We start from the raw sequence: 20,414 nt of genomic DNA on the forward strand, positions 1-20,414 counted from the left end.
GGAACGTGTAACCTCAGCAACAAAGCAAAAGATGCTTATTGCAAAAGCAGCTTCTGAGCATATCGCTGACGGAGATGTATGCTTCATGGATGTATCGACTACCATTCAACTGCTCTGTGGGCAATTGGACAAGAATCTGACGGTTTACACACACTCGTTGGATAATGCAGAAGCTTTATCAGCAAAAAGTGAAATTAACATAAATTTGCTCGGGGGCAAATTTAATCATGAAAACCGTTTTTTTTATGACTACGACACGGCTATGCAGTTGAACGATGTTTTTTTTGACAAAGCTTTTTTAGGAGCTGCCGCCATTATGGAAGACGGAGTGTATTTTGCGAACCGTGATGATGCTTTAGTTAAAAAGCTGGTATCGAGGCGTGCCAGAGAAGTATTTTTACTTGCCGATTTCAAAAAATTTAATTTAACAAGCCCGTTTAAAGGTCTGAATTTTTCCGAAATTGATATTCTAATTACAAATCAGGATGCCCCGAAGCATTCATTACTGATGTTGCAGGATAGCGGAGTAGAAGTTATCAAGGTGCTTGAGGAAGAAAAGTGATAAAAAATCGCAAGGGAGCATGGGCCATGATACAAGCAATCTTTAGCGATATTGACGGGACGTTGTTAAATTCAAAACATCAAATTACATTCGACACCAAAAATACAATCCAAAAGGTTGTGGGAGGAAATATCCCTTTTGTACTCGTTTCAGCGAGAATGCCAAGCAGCATTTTTCCTCTTCAGCAAGAGCTCAATATTAACGCTCCCGTCATTTGTTATAGCGGTGGTCTAATATTGGGCTGTAATAGGGAAATCCTCCATAGCATCTGTTTATCGAAAAAGAGCATTAAACAAATATACGATATTGTATCGGATCATTATCCTTCTATTAGTTTTAACTTATATGGCTATGACCAGTGGATCGTTGATAACACTCAAAATCCTTGGGTAATTCAGGAAGCGGGAATTATTAATGGCTCTCCCATACAGAGGGTGCTTTCCTCATATATAGAAGAAGATCATGAAACTCACAAAATTTTATGCATGGGACCTCCCGAAGACGTTGAGCGGCTTGTACAACAAATCAAAAATGAAGTTACTGGTATCAGTGTCTATAAATCCAAGGGAACCTATCTGGAAATTATGGATGAGATGGTGTCCAAATCGTATGCCATTCAGGAACTCGAGGGGATATTTAATATTACTTATCGTGAATCGATGGCCATTGGAGACAACTATAATGACATGGATATGATTTTGTACGCAGGCCTAGGAATTGCAATGGGGAATGCGCCAGAGGAAGTTAAGAAAATTGCCGACTGGGTCACATCGAGTAATGATGAAGACGGTTTGAAAATAGGCTTGGAGAAATACATTTTGTCCGTTTGAAATGATCCAGTGACATTGTATATCCAAACACCAAAAAACTGTAGGCATTAGAAATAGAACAGAGGGGGACACATAACCCTGAGGATACTGAGTTTGTATCTTCTCGGTCTGCGAGTGACGAGAACGGTAGAAAAAGAAAAGCAGAGTGAGACGACAAAAAGAGATCAACGTGTTCCGACCGTTGATCTCTTTTTTGTTGTGCTCAATCAGCACGACAGATTACAAAAGAGATGAGGAAAGTTAGGTTGGGAGTTTGGTCGTCTGGATTTGTAGTGAAGAGCTTATTTACCTGTAATGCAGAAGAGCAGAAGGGATTAGCGATGCACGTTCTTATTATGGGCGTCAAAAGTCAAGTTTAATGAATATATAAGTATACTAAATATCACATTCACATAGGAAATCATACGAAAAGGTCCCTAAATATCCATTTTTCATCAGCAAGATCAGAAAATAATTTGGCAAAGTTCATTTACTTCTAAATGGAGGCGAGTTGCATTTTGTATTAGGTGTGTTTTTAAATAATGTTCTCCAGCTAATTGACAATTTATCATTTGTCGGGTGACAAGAACATTGTTACATTCCCGATAGGATTTCATCGACGGCGACAGAGGCCCTTTTATTAAACTAAAGGGCAGGATAGTCAATTTTTTCACAAATACTTTACATTTGAAAGAAATTTGCGAAATTCGTAGATAAGAGGTTATGAGAAAGTGATGTAAGCTTTTGGGTGCTAGGTGAACAAGGAGAGCCTGCTTGCCTTATGACGGATTTTCTTATAATGGACTGATTAAAACCCATGAAAACGTGGGTTCTTTTTTATGCAACATTAACGTTATCTTTGTGTGATCAAACATAGGGCTTTAGCAGTTAGACACCATTCATAGATATAGTGAATAAGTGGATAGTGCATAATGAAGAAAATAGGAACGGAGGACAAATCGGTGAAGATACAACTATTGGTACTAATCATTTCTATTGGTGGAGTAGTATTAGCGACATTCATTTCTGTGTTTGCTGTGCTTCGATTGAAAAAGAGTCATCAAACGGCGACTGACGAACAGAAGAATAGTAGAAAAGTAAACTTAGCCATACCGTCTAAAACATTTGAAGTTGAACTCCATCAATCACTCTTTCAGGACTGGGGAAGTGGTGTGGAGGAATCATCGTTTCAAGACGATAAATCTAGTGTTTATCTAGAAGTTTATAATCATGGAAATATCCCAGCAGAAAATGTCATGGTTGAGATTGCGGTTGATTTTGATGAATTAAATGATTTTATGAAATATCATACCGCTTTCAATGATGAAGATAATCATTCATTTTATCTTTCTGAGGAAGAAGAAAAAGTCGTTATTTCATTTAATAAAGTAGAAAATATCAAACATGAAATCAGTTTTCATCTTAAGGATTTGGGAATGATTCATCCTGTTGGCGCAGAAAAACACGGTATAAAAATACATCTTCCTAAATGGTACATATACTTATTGAACATAAAGGCCTTTAATGAAAACTTGGATTTATTCAGTTTGAATATCATATTGGTGTACAAAGATCCGAATAATGAAAGTAAATTATGTACAGAAGAGTTTTTGATTGAACCTGAGATACATATGGCGAAGAGGGAAGAAGAGCATTCTAATAATAAGGTGAAGTATAGAATTAAGGGTGAGTTAATAATAGTATAACTGTTTGGCACGGTTTATACGGCTTTCAGTAGGTAGTCGTTCTTTTTTGTTTCAAAAGATACTTAACAATATCCTGGGAGCCAGCTACAAGGCAATTAAAATGAACAAATGGACTTCAAGGATCAATGTGAAATCGGTGAACCTATTTAGGTAACTTTGCGTCATCAGCGGCGGGAACTTTTGTCTTATTACACAAGTGAAGATCATGGCTATCTATTTGTATCAGAGTCAAACAATTCAAAAGGGAAGCCATTAAGTAAGAAAGGCGTTTACAGTAAGTATAATAATTTGGCTGATGACTTATTTCAACGAACTGGGGGAAGCGTAGACCTACGTTCCTACTATCCACACACCTTCCGACACTTATTCGCGACATCACTTCTCCTAAGATATCGCAGACCATCCGAAGAGATCAGCAAGTGGTTGGGGCATTCTTCTGTCGTGATTACGCGCGATACATATATTCATTAGATACCTGAGTCAAATAATGACACAGAAAAAGGTAAAGTAGATCATTTAGGGAGGGTATTTATGCGACAGGCGGAGATCTCAGAGGGAATCCACGCGCATGAGGAGGACTCGGAATGACACTAGAATGGACTCCATTATCGGAATTTCGCAAATTTTTAAAAAACACGCTGCGTTTGAATCATGTGAATCAAGTATTTTCTTCTATAAAAAATCCCGTCCTTCAATTATTTACTACATTTCCGGCCCCGGATAACTGGTTAGCTGTACCGCCTGAAGAGAGACCAACCTTTCGGCATTGCGACAGTCGAGACCTATGGTATGTCATTTTCTGGGCTTGGCATACAGGTTTTTGCAAGGGAAATGATGTAGTAGCACAATATCGTCGAAACGACTTGGTTTGTTACCTGTCAACCAGAGGTCGTGTTAATCTGTCGGATTTCCCCGTCAAAATGGGCCTCCTCAAAAATTCAGAAGCAGAAAACATCCGCAAAAAAGACTCAAACCGTATAGGTTTGTTCAACAAACTATCTATACACCTTCTAGGTGTTATGAAACCGCTGGGCGATTTCACGGAAGAAGATATAGCGTTAGCGGATGTAATGCGTCCGAACGACAAACGTTATAACGCCAAGTGTTTAAAGGACATTCTTTTTGAGCTTGGATATTCGGATGAACCAGGAAGACGTAGGCAAAGAATACTGTTTGACGATTGCTGTGAGCATCCAAAGTGGGGGGATATCGCACGTGAGTTTCGCGAGCATTTAAAACGAAGTAATTCGCTAGACTATTATATTCGTAAAGCGGGCAGTGCTTTGCATAAATTTTTCAAATGGCTTGACCAGCACGGGGAGTCGGATGCTTCATCTCTCGAGTATGAAGATTTTCTCGATTTGTTTGATTACATTTCAAAGAATAACGATGGAGAGGAGTTTTCAGCTAAGTATACCGGGAACAATCTTCTACACATAAAGTTATTCTTTGATTGGGGGAAAGGTTCTCATACATTTTTTCCAACATACGTTGACTGGCCCAGTGATTTATATTCTGGAATTCATCGTGAGGCCCAAGAAGAAACATATTCCGGTGATGGCCTCGCTTTTGATGACCCAAACTTCCCGATGCTCATGAAGGAAGCAATTGAAAATTATCATCCCGAAGATGATGTTGAAGTTTTATGTCGCGCTTTTTGGTTAATTATTGCCTCATCACCGGTGCGTAAAACGTATCTGCTCAATCTTCAGGCTGAAGAATGTATGCTGCCATTGCCTAATGCTCCATCAGCGGTAGGATTATACAGCCCATATTCAGGTATTGAGAAAGCTAAACATCGTAACGGCCAATTTCCTATAATTGATTCTGCAGGTCTTAGAGCGGTCGAATTTTTACAGAAAAGATCGAGCGATAAAGCCTTCCGACCGATACGGAACGAAAGAGCGGATGCATCGTATGTGCATCTTTTTCAATTGGAGAAATATCCCTGGATTTTGAATGAAAGACAAATATATAGGTTTTTTTACAAGATAGCAGAATTTATTGGACATGGAGATAAAAAAGGGAAGGCTCATGGTTACAGACACTATCTCATAACTCACATTGCAATCGAAACCGGGAACAGTGAGTTAGCACGACTTGCTGCAGGTCATGAAAATCAAACCATGCTGAATCGATACTTACGAAGTAATCTCTCCCGTCAAGCATTGTTATTTGCTACTATTAAGAAATATCAGGATGGTGAGATTGCGGGACGGTTTATTTGGCGAATCTTCGAAGCACTTGCCAGCGAACAAACTGAGCCTGACGAATTGATAAAAGCTTTGGGATCTGAAGAGCTATCTTTAGATGAATTCTTTGCAAAATTCGGGCTTCCAGCTCCTACAGGTGTAGGAAGATGTTTAATACAGAGGGCTTGCCTTTTTGAGGCAAAGTGTTTTTCCTGTCATCATTTCGCCATACGAAAAAGTGAAGCAGCACAGGCATTTCATACTTTGGCCAGATTAACCAAGGACATGTGGAACATGATGCGAGGCAGTCGGGATTTTACAACCAAAAACGCCAAGGCGGCCGGATTAGCTACGCAAATAGCGTTGCTTGGGGACATGATTCGGCATTTCGGCTATAGTGACGAACAGATTCAAATAGAGGTTATCAGTCGACTAGTCTGAGCTTAGATTGGAAAGAGGTGAAATCGTGTCGCAAATATTAGCTTGGCAATCCCTGAGATTTGGACCCATTACTGTAAGGCGAAAGGGACAATTCGAGAGTAGAGAGCATCTGACAAGATCGGAGTATGAACAATACAGATCGGCAGAGACTTGGGGACGGGTTGAACCTATTTTATCAAGCTCCTTAACGGATTTGGTACAACCCACAATATTTTTCAAGTTACCCGGCACCCAAAGAGATTACGTATTACTGCTTGCCATTTTACAACGGATCAGTTTGCCTTTAGAGATCGTATTTCCAACCAAGACCGAATTCAATAAATTTCCTTTTCCCGAGTTACCGAATTTTGAGTACTTTGATGCGCTTTACGATAAATACTATCCGGTATTGTATCCGATGGATAGCGAAAAACAACTACAAAAGGCAAAGAAAAGGATTCCTTTGCTTCGAACTGTAGTTTGCTTATGGTTCGCAGGTTACGCCCTTAAGGAAGGGTTAGAGGGTAATCATATTATTACTTCCTCTGTATTAGCAAAAGCAAGTAAGATCGCTAAATATCATAGAAGTAGTTTAACCCTCCTAGGTAAGATGTTAGCTAAAGAAACAGATTCCTTGATTGAAAATAAACCGGTCATACCTTGCGATGAAGCGGAAAGAAGTGTCTGGATAGCCGCGGGAATATATCCAGCCCAAACGCCGTTTGAGGAGAGTCTCTATACCTTTGCATTTTCTTACTTGAGGCAACGTGTGAATGATTCAATAACTGATGATTATTACGACGATGAAGGAAATTTACTTTTCAGATACGGTAAAAAAACTATCAGCATAAATTATTGGAAAGCGATAGTCAAGTACATCCGGTATTTTGCAATCAAATGTCGATCAAAAGGTCTTACTGACATAAGCGAGAATTCAATATCAGAAGTATACACAGAGATTTTTGGCCAGATGAAGGGACAAGAAGATAAGACGTTTTTCCGAGTGGCGCTTCGACATTGGCTTAGGTGGCTTATAAGAACTACAAATGCTTCATACAACATAGAACGGATTATGCCAAGACCTAGACGTGTTATGTCAAAAGATCATGGACGAGTATTTAGTATGTCCAAAGCTTATATTCTTGTGCAGACCTTAATGAACGATCAAACTCCTTTAATTAACGAGAACATTCTGATGGACTTTCGTCATAGGCGGGCTTGCCTGTTGATGTTATCAACTGCAGCAAGGCCTCATGAAATAGTTAATTTGCTTCAGAATGCTTTATTTATAGATTCGCAGGATAATTCCTGGATTCGTTTTCACAAAACCAAGACCATTCGCAATCAACCCGATCGAAACGGCTATGAATGGGTTCATCACGCTCTAGTGAAGAGCGATGCTGCAAGATGGTTTAACGAATTGATTCATTTTGCCCCATCAGAACCTATATTTTTTCCAAGAGAGTGGGGTGGGGATGGCCTTACGGAACTTCGTTTACTGGCTTCAAAACATAATGATGGCCCTATACGAACTAGCGGACTGTATAATTTTTTAACTCGCAATCAATCGAAGTTATGGCCTGAACTTAGGAAGCCATATTTCACACCCCATAATCTAAGAGCGCTCCATCTTACTTATCGGCGTATCTTAGGAGACAATGATGAGCTACTAGAGAGGCAGGCAGGACATAGTCATCCTTCCTCAAAAAAGCCTTATACGGAAACAATGCCTGCAGAAGAAGTTGCAAAGTTTGGTCATCTACTTCAAAAAGGCGTTTGGAGAAAGAAACCGGAAGGGGAGGATGCTGATAAGACAGAAGGGGCTGGAATTTCGTCTACTGAATATGTAGCCATTGATGAGATAACCGAAATTTCATCTAAGTTTGAGGTCACGCCTCAAAAGCTAGATGAAGCATATAAATTAACCCAGAAAATTATAGAGGAATCACCACGTTTCCAAGGTAAAGTTATTGATTTGGAAGATGAGTTACACGAGGTTAACGTAGGTGGTTATACGCATAATTGTAATGCACATGTCTTGCTAAACTGTGGTCATACACCCGGGCATTGTAGAGCATGTGATGATTATAGTCCTGATGAGGGTACAGAAGATGCGCACAAGGCCGACATATTTCGTGAAATGTTGCATTATTACTATTGTCTCGATGCAGAGAAAAATTTCAAGTCCACAGGACAACGAAAAATGGTTTTTCAGAAGGCTGAGGATATAAAGGAACGGTTGAACAAAACAGAAAGAAGTCTCTGGGTAAATAAATTTAAAATGCCGCCAAATGAGGCGAAAAAACTGCATTCATTGCTCTTTGAGAAAGCAAAGGCATACTTTCGTGAACAGTCTAAAGAGAAGCCTAATCCAACTAATGCAGAAGTGCTTTGTTATATTTTAAGTGGGGAGGTAAAGTAAATTGGCTCGTCCGGTTTCTTTCAGTAGCAGCGACTTGGCATGGGAATGTGCACAAGTAAAAAGAAAGCTTTTAAATGATGTCAAAAAGGGGCGATTATCGCGTCTTTCAAAATCAGATGTGTACGATATGATTGCAAAACGCCCGCGAATCAGATTGAAAAGCTCGCGAATGTTGTGGACGGGTTCCTATAAGGAATATTTGGAAAAATGGTTCACCAAATTGAATGAGGAAATACAATTAATCCTAGACTCGGCCTCTGAAGGAGAACCAACGATTACAAGTCCTGAGATTGTAGCCCAGGAGCACCGGGAATTGCAAGCCAAGGTTACTCATTTAACACAGCTTATAAGTACGTATAAAGATGCTTTGGACGAATTACGCATAGAGAACGGACAGTACCGAGAATTAATCAGCCAGCGTTTCGGAGATATTGACTTATTCTAATGATCCTGAATGTCCCGTGTACTGATACCCTTCGCATACATATGTGCTCCTCAATGCCGGTCACATTCGTTTGATTTTTCTTCACGACTACAGGTTCAAATTCTACATCACCGTATTCGGAGGTTACGGTTTTCTTACTGTTGTAGCCGTCGCGGCTGTTTCTCGTTTGTTTGTTTTTACATCATGTTTCTCATAACCGGGATGCGTATCCAGTTCGGCTTCTAATGCTTCTTGAAGTACATCTGCAAATAATTCCTTTAATGTCCATTGAATATCTTCTGCCGATTGAAAATTATGCTCTTTTACGAATTGACGTAATTCTTGTTTTGACAATAATCCGCTTCAGGTCACCATGTGCTTATTCCTCCAACTTTGATCTAGTAGTCAGTATTGACAAATTTATCTCAGTTGAAGTAAAGATTATGTCCAAACTAAATTGTTACTTCAAGCCTTGTACGGAATTGAATTACAAATGGGTGAATCTCTCCCGGAGCGACTATTCTTTGGTGTGACGGTTCACTCGCAATTAATGAAAGCAGGCCGCGTGATAGATTTGAGGGCTGAACGCATTCTTATCATTGGAAATAAAACTGTATTTCATGAATATATCCAATCGTTATCGAGAATTGGTAATTTGTTAGAGAAGAAGATCATTGTTGTTTATCTTGGAAGTTTTCCAGGACCGGATAAACGATTTTTTCTTCGGCAAATCCAAGATAAATTTGATAAAAATGGTCTTCAGATTGAAGTTCAGTTTTGGGGCGACATCGATTGGGGAGGGTTCCAAATATTCCGGCATTTGCAAAAATCAGTGTTTCCACAACTACGACCCTATCGTATGGATAAGACTACTTTCCATCAGCATTTGGATTGGGCAGAAACCTTCACTGCAGATTATCAAGTCAAATTGGAGCAGCTACTGGAAAACACGGATAATTCCTAGTTTCACGGATTAATTCGAGAGATGTTGTGTACGGGCAAGCGTTTAGAGCAAGAAGCTATACTATTATAAACTGTATTTCAGCCACTGGTTGTTGCCGAATTCTATAAGATTCGTGGTAATACTTTGTATTGACAGTGTATTTCACAATAGCCGCGACTTTTGCGGCTTTTTTCATTTATTGTTATTAGTTGTTTTCTTGGACTGGGACAAAAATCAAAATTGAGCCTTCTATTTTTACCATAAAAATGCAAGTAAATCCGTAACTGGCCGATCAAGGAAACAAGGTTGTTACCAGGTTGGTGTAGAGCAAGGTAACGTCTGGGTATCTTGGCGGCTTATTTAAATGGGGGATGAAGAGCCAGTTGCAGACTACATTCTCAGTTCCCGGCTACAGCAAGCGATCAAAGCGTGATCGTGTGCTGACACCGGCGGTTACTCCTATTCGTGGTCGGTGGAAATTTCTCTTACGGGGTCACCGCTTGCGGCATGTTGTTAATCGGGGTCGGGACCGGTTTATTCCTTACCCCCAATACGACGGAGATCATGTCAAGCGTTCCGGAGCAAAGCCGCGGGGTGGCGAATGGACTGCGGTCCATGCTATATAACTTGGGTCAAGTGCTGAGTACGGCTCTTTCTTTAACCATCGTCGGCGCAGCGCTGCCAGCCCACCTGAAGAACGTGCTGTATTCCGGAAAGAACAATGTGATTTCTGCCGTTGATTTTGCTTTCGTCATTCACGGTTACCGCTGGGTCATCATCGCACTAATAGGGACTTCTCTACTCGCTCTTGCTGCCTCGTGGTTCCGTCCGCAACAGAAAAAAGCTTACGAAAGCTCTTCAGCGGCCTCTTGACTTTGACGCATTGATGCCGCGTCAATCCGTCCGATCCTCATCGATCGGTCCTGCGGCTGCCGCCATAACCCCAGCGCGTCCGGTAAGCCCAAACTTCTGGAGCTAGCGATATATATCCGGCGGGTAGTGGAGCGTTGACGATAATATTGCTTACCAACCTGTAACTAAAGAAGTTTTTATTAGAAGGATACCTTTTTACTTCTACAAACCCGATACACGCTCAAAAAATGTAGGTGGCTTCCTTGCTATAATACGTTGCTCTCATTTTAAGATTTCCAGCCTGATAAAAATTTCAAGTAAAGTAGAACTTATGACCTATTGGAATTATTTTCATATTACTGTATTATCATTGAGTGTAAACATGATCGATCAGGACTTTTTAAAAGAACACATAAAGGATAAATACGGATACGAAAGACTCATCACTTATTTCTCAAGACATGAAGTAATTGGGGAAGAAATTTTTCCGTATCTTGGTACTGCCATTCACTAAACGGACTGGTATATTTGCGTTTATGGGAGGATTTCACGGAATGTCGCTGGGGAGTCTGGCTGTTACCAGCAACATTCAGAAAAGATCTTCCTCCGGCATAGCATTATCCGATGTTACCTTTTTCCCATACTCCGAGAGTCCAATTGACTCATTCGATACTATTGAATACATGGAAGCCGTTCTAAACGACGGTCACTCGGGAATCGAAAAACCGGCGGCTATTATATTTGAAACCATTCAGGCGGAAGGCGGCGTAAATATAGCTTCACCCGAATGGATGCTCAGGCTGAGGGAACTTAGCGACAGACACGGTATTCTACTGATTTGCGATGACATTCAGGTTGGCTGCGGACGCACCGGACCGTTCTTTTCATTTGAACGTGCCGGGATGATCCCTGATATTGTACTGCTTTCCAAGTCAATCAGCGGGTATGGCCTTCCCATGTCTATTCTGCTGATGAAACCGGAACTTGATGTCTGGAAGCCTGGTGAGCATAACGGTACGTTCCGGGGAAACCAGCTTGCTTTCATTGGAGCTACAGCTGCGTTGGAATATTGGGAAATGAATAATTTGGAACAGTCTGTGAAATATAAGGAAGCATTTGTAAGAGAATATTTAACCAAGCAGATTTTGTCATTACATAAGGGCCTGACCATTCGGGGTGCAGGTTTGATTTGGGGTATTGATTTTTCCAATGTGGAGGATGAGCGAATCACGCAAAAAGTAGTAGAGGAATGTTACCAAAACGGTTTAATCATCGAAAGCGCAGGAAGAAAAGACAGTGTTATAAAACTTATGCCTCCGTTAACCATCGAGCTTGAACTTTTGCAGCAGGGTTGTTCAATTATCAGACAAGCTATTCAAGAGAATATAAATAAAGTATTGGAGGTCGAAAGTTATGGATAAAATCGCCATTATAGGAATAGGATGCCGTTTGCCAGGAGGAATAAGTGGGCCTGAGGAGTTCTGGGAAGCATTGACTGCGGGAAAAGATATGACTTCCGATTTACCCGAAGGCCGCTGGGATTTAGAAAAGTTTTATGATCCTGACAAATCAAAGCCAGGCAAGCATTACACCTGTCATGGTGGATTTTTAGATAAAATAGATGAGTTTGACCCTTTGTTTTTTGGTATTTCTCCAAGGGAAGCGGCCTTTCTTGATCCACAGCAAAGACTGATGCTGGAGACATCATGGGAAGCAATGGAAGATGGAGGCTTGGATCCGGCCAAGCTAGCAGGAACCAATACCGGTGTCTTTGTAGCCGGCTTCACCCTTGACTATCAAGCAATACAATTTAAAAACGAATCGGTTGAAAATTTAGATACACATTCGGCAACGGGTATGATGATGACAATGTTGTCCAACAGGATTTCATATATATATGATTTCAGAGGTCCAAGTTTGTCTGTAGATACAGCGTGTTCGGGCTCTTTGGTTGCAACACACCTTGCATGCGGGAGTTTATTGAATAATGAATGTAATCTCGCAATAACAGGCGGAGTAAGTGTTATAGCTACACCTGAGTATACCATAGCGGAAAGTAAGGGTGGTTTTTTATCTCCCGATGGACGGTGCAAAACTTTCGATTCCAGTGCAAACGGTTATGCAAGAGGAGAAGGAGCCGGCGTTGTGGTTTTAAAACGCCTGTCAGATGCTATCGAAGACGGAGATAGGATTTATGCCGTAATAAGTGGATCGGGTGTAAACCAGGACGGCCACACAGACGGGATTACTGTTCCAAACGGGCAGGCTCAGGAAAACTTAATGAAGGAGGTATACAAAAAGGCAGGAATATCACCTTCAGATATAACATATATTGAAGCTCACGGCACCGGCACTCCGGTTGGAGACCCTATTGAGGCTAATGCAATAGCACGAGTGGTTTCAACAGACAGGCCAAAAGATAAAAAGTGTATTGTCGGATCTGTTAAGACAAACATTGCCCACCTTGAGGCCGCTGCAGGAGTTGCCGCACTGATAAAAGCTTCACTAATCATAAAGCATAAGCAAATACCTCCACATCTGCACTTTAAGAATCCAAACCCTAAAATTCCCTTTGACGATTTATGTATACGAATTCCTCAGACCCTGGAGCCTTTGCCGCAACCCGCATTGGTTGGCATAAATTCATTCGGTTTTGGAGGAACAAATGCCCATATCCTCTTGGAGGAAGCTACAGATCTCCAAAAACAGGGTACTCCTGAAGTTAATGTAAATACCGGATGGCCATATATGATTCCCATATCTGCGCGCTCAGAAAAGGCGCTAAAAAACTATGCGCAAAAGTATGTTGATTTTATTAATGGAAGTGGAGAAAGTATTTCTTTATATGATATTGGAAGCATGATGAGCAAAAAGCGCACCCATCATGACTATAGACTAGCGGTTTCGGCATCTTCAAAGGAAGAACTTGCAGGAAACCTGGAAGCGTATATTAAAGGACAAGCACGCCAGGGGATGTCTGCGGGAAATGTTGAGGCAGGAAAGTACAATAAAGCTGTTTTTGTATATACAGGTATGGGGCCCATATGGTGGGCTATGGGCAGACAGCTCCTTGAAAAAGACCCTGTGTTTAGAAATATGATAGAAAAATGCGATAAACTTACACGTCAGTATGCTGGATGGTCTCTACTGGAGGAACTTCTCGCCGATGAGGAGAATTCACGTCTGGACCAGCCCCAGTTTGCTCAACCTGCCAATTTTGCTGTTCAGGTGGGTTTGACTGAAGTATGGAAATCCTTGGGTATTATACCCCATGCGGTGGTAGGACACAGTGTTGGAGAAGTGGCTTCTACATATGTTGCAGGAATTTACAGCCTTGAAGATGCCATGTTGGTAAGTATTCACAGAAGCCGTGCACAGCAAAAAGCAGTAAACAAGGGCACAATGCTGGCGGTAGGTTTACCAGAAAAAGAAGTTGTGGCCCTGCTGGATGAGAACATAAAAGGTGTTTCAATGGCAGCAATCAATAGCCCAAATTCGGTAACTTTGTCAGGTGATCCTGATGCCCTTGAGCAGATCCAAAAACAGTTGCAGGATAAGGGGGTTTTTGCGCGGCTTTTAAAGGTCAATGTAGCGTATCACAGTTACCAAATGGAACCATATGAGCAGGAGCTATTGGAGGCATTAAAAGGAATAAAGTCCCAGCCTGCCGGGATACCGATATATTCCACGGTTACAGGGAAAATGCTGACGGGTACAGAGTGTGATGGACATTACTGGTATAAAAATGTAAGAGAGCCGGTACGTTTTGAAGCAGCAATGTATGAAATGATTTCGTTGAATTATAACTTATTTATTGAGGTGGGCCCTCACCCTGTTTTAGCAGCTTCTATTTCTGATTGTCTGTCAGCTAAAAACGTTGAAGGTAAGAAGTTGTTCTCTATAAAAAGAAATGAAAACGAACAGGTTTCAATACTGGAGAACTTAGGGAATCTATATGCACTGGGATACCCTATAGATTGGAACAAGATTTACCGGTACCAAGGTGAGTTTGTAAGTCTCCCTCTTTATCCATGGCAATGGGATAAATACTGGATGGAAACGCAGGAATCAAGTGAATTTAGGCAGGGAAAAAATAAGCACAAGTTTTTAGGACGCCGTTTGAAAACTTCCAGCCCTATATGGGAGATTGAACTTAATACTACCTATATGACGTATCTTTCTGATCATAAAATACAAGGTATAGAAGTTTTCCCCGGAGCAGGGTATGTAGAGCTGGGAATGGCTTGTGCCAGAAGCTATTTTGGAGAGGGTTTTTATACAGTTGAAGATATAAAGTTTGAAAATGCTTTATTTTTAAATCAAGGAGTATCACCTGTGGTGCAGGTGGTTTTGGATCCAAAAACCGCAAAATTCGAGATTTCAAGCAGGATACCGGGACAAGATAAGACTTGGACATGCAATGCATCCGGCACAATAAGAAAACGGCAAAACATAAAGATCACTGCTAAAGATGAGTTGATTCAAATACTTGGCAATTGTACCAAAGAATACGGAAAAGAAGTATGTTATAAAACCTTCTATCAAATGGGTTTCCATTATGGTCCTTATTTCCAAGGTATAGACAAGATATGGAAAGGCGATAACGAAGCTCTTGGCAGGATTGAGATCCCTAAAATACTGGAGATTGATAGCTCTATCTACGGTCTTCACCCGGCGGTATTGGACGCCTGTTTCCAGGTTACCATTGCGGCAGTTGCACCACTTAATGAAGATGAAAATAACGAAGGCCAATCATTCCTACCTGTAGGAATAGACAGGGTGCAGCTTTATGGAAGGCCGGAGCCTGTCATGCTTTGTCATACGCAGATGGTAGATAGGAAAGATAATAATTTGAACGCCAACATCCGTCTATATAGTGAGGACGGAAATCTAATCGCCGAAATACTGGGCATAAGAACTAAGGAACTTGGAAATAGTGGAGGGTCTGATGCTGGAAGAGTTAAGGATTATCTTTATGAGATAAACTGGGAGCTTCTAAAAAGTGAAGAAGTTGATACCCGCACAGCTGCTGCTAACTCTGGAGCATGGCTTATTTTTGTGGATCATAAAGCAGCAGGAAAAGAACTGGCAAATCTCCTTGAAAAAAGGGGAGAAGAATGCTTTATGGTATATCCTGGTGAGAATTTTGGTTGGCAGTATGAAGAGCGTGAGATATATATAAACCCTCGAAGCATTGAGGATCTTAGAGCGTTGTTTGATGAATTCTCAAAAATTAAAACGAAGCTAACAGGTATTGTATATATGTGGAGCCTCAATATCCTTGAGATCCAGGAAGTTAGCAATACAGCTATAGAAAAAGCTTGTTTTGAAAACCTGTTTGTATTAAAACACCTGGTACAAGCAACCACAAATCTGGGATTAAATTTTAAGCTGTGGGTTATTACAAGAGGAGCCCAAATGATCAACAGGGCTACTCCAAATTCTGCATTCTTACAGTCGTTGGTATGGGGCCTTGGCACCGTCATAGGTTACCATGAGTTGCCTTCAAATTGGGGAGGCCTTGTAGACCTTGACATAGAGGCCAATGCGGGTGAAATGGAAATGCTGTTAAAAGAAGTCTTAGGTAATGGAGAGAACCAAATTGCTTTCCGTAATGGGAATAGACTTGCAGCAAGAATCGATAAACTGCGGATTGATATGCAGCATCAAGTACCCGTACATCTTCGCCCCGATGGAAGTTATGTTATTACAGGTGCTTTTGGTGGCATAGGTATGATTACAGCCCAGTGGATGGTTGCCAAGGGAGCAAGACATCTGGTACTGCTTGGACGCGGAGAATTTCCAAAACGTTCTGAATGGAACAATGTAGAGCCAGGCAGCAGCCTTGCAGAGAGGATTGAGTTTGTTCGTAAGCTGGAGTCCCAGGGGGCAACAGTATATATTGGATCAGTGGATGTAACTGATGAGGAAAAGCTTGCTGGATTTTTTAAAGATTTTGATAAGGAAGAAAGGCCTCCTATTCGAGGTGTTGTACATTCTGCTGGTATTACGGATGATCAATTTCTTGAGGTTAGTAAAGATGAGACTTTTTATAGGGTCCTTTCGCCTAAGGTAAATGGTGCATGGAACCTTCACCGTATGACAGAGGGACGGCCTATTGACTTCTTTATTTTATTTTCTTCAGTTGCTTCTGTATTTGGTTCACCAGGCCAGGGAGCATATGCAACTGGGAATGCCTTTTTGGACTCACTTGCACATTACCGTTTATCGAGAGGACTTCCTGCACTGAGTATCAATTGGGGACCATGGTCAGAGGTTGGAATGGCTGCAAGGTTTATGGAACGTGATCCGGAGTATTATATACAAAAATCCATAGAATCTGTAACGGTAGAAAAGGGAATTAGGGCTATGGAGCACCTTGTTGGAGAAGCTGTTGCACAGTCTGTGGTTCTACCTATACTCTCGTGGCAAACGTTTTGGGAAAAATGGTTCTCACCCATGAGTTCTCCACATGTGCTTAAAACTCTTTTGCAAGATGAGTCAGGACAACAAGAGAATATAAATAAATCAAAGGTGGATGTTGATATCCTGGAGGATATTATTTCATCTCCAATACAGAGCAGGCAGAATATCGTTGAAATGCATATTAAAACAATAGTAGCGAAGGTTTTGCGTTATAATCCTGAGGATCTAAGTACCAAACAACCACTAACTGTTTTTGGGATGGATTCATTAATGGCCACCGAAATAAAAAACAGGATGGAGGTTGCCTTTAAAACACCTGTTTCCATAGTAGAACTTCTTAAGGGTTCCAGCATATACGATCTTTCCGAGCAAATGATATCAAAGCTATACGAATCGGGAAAGATTTCAGAACAGGGTTCCCTAAATATGGGTAAGGCTGAGCTTGAAAGAATACCTAAAGTTTCTGAAAAAGAGTACTATGAAACCTCATCTGCACAAAAGATGATGTATATCATTAATAATCTTGAGGGTAACAACATTGGGTATAACATACCTGTGGGAATTTTATTTGAAGGTGGGATTGAAAGGGTTGCCCTTGGGGAAGCATTAAAAACATTGATACAAAGGCATGAAGCATTTAGGACATCCTTTGAGATGATTGATGGGGAGCTTGTGCAAAGGATACAAGATGAAGTTGATTTTACTATAGAATATTTTGAGTCTGAGGAAGACGGAGTAGAGAAAATAATCGATGAATTTGTAAGACCGTTCGATTTAAGCAAAGCACCCTTAATAAGAGTAGGTCTTATAGAAATCCATGCTAGCAGGCAAATACTTTTGCTTGATGTACATCATATAGTCTCGGATGGAACTTCAATAATCAGGACTTTTGATGAAATAGTTTCTATATTAAGTGGTGAAAGCCTTCCGGCAATGGAGGTGCAATATAAGGATTTTGCCCAGTGGCAGAATGGCTTGTTTAGCACTGAGGTTTACAAAAAGCAGGAAGAATACTGGCTTAATAGGTTCAAGGGTGAAATTCCTATCCTTGATATGCCTACAGATTATCCTAGGCCTGTCCTTCAAAGCTTTGAAGGAAATAGGTTGCTATTTGATTTAGACAGTCATTTGATGGATAAATTAAATGTACTTTCCTCCCAAACAGGAGCCACCGTGTATATGATACTTCTTGCGGCATTAAATACACTAATGTATAAATACTCAGGACAGGAAGACATAATTATTGGTACTCCTATAGCGGCAAGAACTCATTTTGATACTGAAAGAATACTGGGGATGTTTATAAATACCCTGGCATTAAGGAATTTCCCAGAGGGAAATAAGGCCTTTACTGAGTTCTTGGAAGAAGTAAAAGAAAGCTCCTTAGAAGCATATGAAAATCAGGAATACAGATTTGATCAGTTTGTGACAAAACTTAACGTAAAGAGAGATTCAAGCAGAAATCCTTTATTTACTGTTATGTTTAATATTGTTCCTTCTGATGAGCATATTATGGAACATCGTGGTGAATTAAAGTATTCCAAATATCCGGTAGAAAGTAAAACATCAAAATTTGACCTAACATTCCAGTTGATACCAAATGGTCATAATATAATATTATGGATGGAATATGCTACACGTCTGTTTAAGAAGGAGACGGTAGAAAGGCTTGTTCAGCATTACTTTAATATCCTTGAAGAGATAACCTCAAACCCTGAAAAAAAACTATCAGAAATCAATATGTTATCCCAAGAAGAAAAGGAGCGAATAATATACGGCTTTAACGATACGAAGGTTGAATTTGAACATCACCTGACGGTACACCACCTGTTTGAGCAGCAGACGAAAGTACGTCCAGACAATATAGCAGTAGCGTATGAAGGCCGTAGATTTACATATGGCCAGATTAACCAAAGGGCAAACAGGATAGCAAGGTACATGCTAAAGGCTGGCACTGGTAGAGAAGAAGCCGTAGTTGTCATGCTGGAGAGGGGACCCTTATTTGTAGAATCGGTACTTGGTATATGGAAAGCAGGGGGGGCTTACATACCTGTAAATCCAAAATACCCTACACAAAGGGTGCTTGATATATTTAAGGAATCTAAAGCTGCCTATGTGTTGACCTTATCAGATTATGTGACCCAGCAGCTTAGTGAGAACTATAAAGGCCGAATTATATACCTTGACCAGTGTGAAAAAGAGATTGAGGCTGAAAGTGGCGAAAACCTAGATCTAGATATAGACATAAATAGTTTGGCCTATGTTATATATACATCTGGTTCAACTGGTGTACCAAAGGGAGCTATGATAGAGCATCTTGGCATGATAAACCACATCCATGCGGAAATAAAGGAACTTTGTATAACTAACAACAGCATAATATCCCAGAACTCGCCTCAATACTTTGATGTATCTGTATGGCAGTTCTTTGCAGCCCTAACCATAGGAGCTCAAATTATCATCTATCCAGATGAAATAGTAAAGGATGTTGCAAGGTTTACGAATCGGATCATAGAAGATGGCATAACGGTCCTTGAGGTGGTACCTTCATACCTTGCTTTAATGCTTGAGTATGTGGAAAATACAGGGAATAAACCGGAAAAACTTCATTACTTGCTGATAACGGGAGAAACCGTAAAATCCGGCATAGTAAGGAAATGGTTTGACCTATGTCCAAATACTAAAGTAGTTAATGCCTACGGACCTGCAGAGGCAGCGGACGATATTACTCTATATACTATGGAAGCTGCTCATGAAGGAGAGAACATTCCTGTAGGCAAGCCTATACAAAATATGAATCTATATATAACAGATAAAAACATGAACCTGTGCCCTATCGGAGTAAAAGGAGAGATCTGCGTCTCTGGAACAGGTGTAGGAAGGGGTTATTTAAATGACCCTGAAAAAACAGCCCATGTATTCCTTGAAGATCCTTTCAGAGAAGAAAAGGGGATAAGGCTGTACAAAACAGGAGACCTGGGAAGATGGCTGCCTGACGGGAATATCGAATTCCTGGGCAGAATAGACCATCAGGTTAAGATCCGCGGATACCGAATAGAGCTTGGAGAAATAGAAGCTCAGCTTCTAAAACATTCTTCAATAAAAGAAGTTGTGGCAGCAACAAGGGAAGACCCCCAAGGGAACAAGTACATCTGTGCATATATAGTTGGAGAAAGTGAATTGACAATACCGGAATTAAGGGAGTATCTCTCCAAAGATCTGCCAGACTACATGATCCCTTCATATTTTGTACAGTTGGAAAAACTGCCTTTATCAGCGAATGGCAAGGTAGATAGAAATGCCCTGCCTGCCCCTGATGGAAATATTAATACAGGGGTAGACTATGCTGCACCATTCGGTGAAATTGAGGAGAAGCTTGTACTGATATGGAGCCAAATCCTTGGAGTCCAGAAGATTGGAGTAAATGATAACTTCTTTGAATTAGGAGGAGACTCATTAAAGGCAACCAATCTTGTATCAAGGGTTCATAAAGAATTTGACATAGAATTTGCATTAAAAGAAGTGTTTATGGGTCCTACAATTTCGGCAATAGCAAAAAGTATTAAAAATAGACTTAACGATACAGTGGAAATCGAAGAAATTTTAAGCATGATTGAAAATCTATAAATAGGAATTAAAAGAGATGAAATAGAGAAGA

The 20,414-nt window shown here is 40.6% G+C and carries 10 protein-coding genes and 2 pseudogenes; 11 read left to right on the plus strand and 1 reads right to left on the minus strand.

The features are described 5' to 3' along the window. Positions 1-31: 31 nt before the first annotated feature. The 7 genes from ACYCS5_RS27775 to ACYCS5_RS27805 all read left to right on the plus strand — a co-directional run bounded on the left by ACYCS5_RS27775 (position 32) and on the right by ACYCS5_RS27805 (position 8,556). Positions 32-562 carry a DeoR/GlpR family DNA-binding transcription regulator gene (locus ACYCS5_RS27775; protein ID WP_230585219.1) on the plus strand — a complete coding sequence of 177 codons (531 nt, stop codon included), beginning with the start codon at positions 32-34 and terminating at the stop codon, positions 560-562. A 26-nt stretch (positions 563-588) separates the two neighbouring features. Next, complete coding sequence (locus ACYCS5_RS27780) at positions 589-1,392, plus strand: Cof-type HAD-IIB family hydrolase (RefSeq protein WP_064964234.1); 804 nt, start codon at positions 589-591, stop codon at positions 1,390-1,392. Positions 1,393-2,333: 941 nt separating this feature from the next. Then, the gene (locus ACYCS5_RS27785; RefSeq protein WP_459760471.1) at positions 2,334-3,077 is read left to right on the plus strand and encodes a hypothetical protein; all 744 of its coding nucleotides are present in this window, start codon (positions 2,334-2,336) and stop codon (positions 3,075-3,077) included. 180 nt (positions 3,078-3,257) lie between these two features. Continuing rightward, positions 3,258-3,548 (plus strand): tyrosine-type recombinase/integrase, encoded by a 291-nt coding sequence (locus tag ACYCS5_RS27790; RefSeq protein WP_459761347.1) that lies wholly within the window; start codon positions 3,258-3,260, stop codon positions 3,546-3,548. A gap of 113 nt (positions 3,549-3,661) precedes the next feature. Continuing rightward, entirely contained in the window at positions 3,662-5,710 is a 2,049-nt protein-coding gene (locus tag ACYCS5_RS27795) for a site-specific integrase (protein ID WP_459760472.1), read from the plus strand. 193 nt (positions 5,711-5,903) lie between these two features. Then, complete coding sequence (locus tag ACYCS5_RS27800) at positions 5,904-8,111, plus strand: hypothetical protein (RefSeq protein WP_459760473.1); 2,208 nt, start codon at positions 5,904-5,906, stop codon at positions 8,109-8,111. A gap of 1 nt (position 8,112) precedes the next feature. Then, on the plus strand, positions 8,113-8,556 hold the full coding sequence (locus ACYCS5_RS27805) for a hypothetical protein (RefSeq protein ID WP_023988780.1): 444 nt from the start codon (positions 8,113-8,115) through the stop codon (positions 8,554-8,556). Here ACYCS5_RS27805 and ACYCS5_RS27810 read toward each other — a convergent pair. Beyond that, positions 8,556-8,889, minus strand: a pseudogene (locus ACYCS5_RS27810) (transposase); the annotation flags it as partial. The gene ACYCS5_RS27805 and the pseudogene ACYCS5_RS27810 overlap by 1 nt on opposite strands. A 118-nt stretch (positions 8,890-9,007) precedes the next feature. Between ACYCS5_RS27810 and ACYCS5_RS27815 the strand changes: the two are divergent. The 4 genes and pseudogenes from ACYCS5_RS27815 to ACYCS5_RS27830 all read left to right on the plus strand — a co-directional run bounded on the left by ACYCS5_RS27815 (position 9,008) and on the right by ACYCS5_RS27830 (position 20,383). Further along, positions 9,008-9,499 (plus strand): Wadjet anti-phage system protein JetD domain-containing protein, encoded by a 492-nt coding sequence (locus ACYCS5_RS27815; protein WP_161626963.1) that lies wholly within the window; start codon positions 9,008-9,010, stop codon positions 9,497-9,499. 543 nt (positions 9,500-10,042) lie between these two features. Then, positions 10,043-10,351, plus strand: coding sequence for an MFS transporter (locus ACYCS5_RS27820; RefSeq protein WP_185156378.1), 309 nt, complete (start codon positions 10,043-10,045; stop codon positions 10,349-10,351). Positions 10,352-10,842: 491 nt separating this feature from the next. Continuing rightward, positions 10,843-11,751 (plus strand): annotated as a pseudogene (locus tag ACYCS5_RS27825) (aminotransferase class III-fold pyridoxal phosphate-dependent enzyme); the annotation flags it as partial. After that, on the plus strand, positions 11,744-20,383 hold the full coding sequence (locus tag ACYCS5_RS27830) for an amino acid adenylation domain-containing protein (RefSeq protein ID WP_459760474.1): 8,640 nt from the start codon (positions 11,744-11,746) through the stop codon (positions 20,381-20,383). The pseudogene ACYCS5_RS27825 and the gene ACYCS5_RS27830, both read left to right, overlap by 8 nt. Positions 20,384-20,414: the final 31 nt, after the last annotated feature.

Source organism: Paenibacillus sp. SEL3, assembly GCF_054602585.1.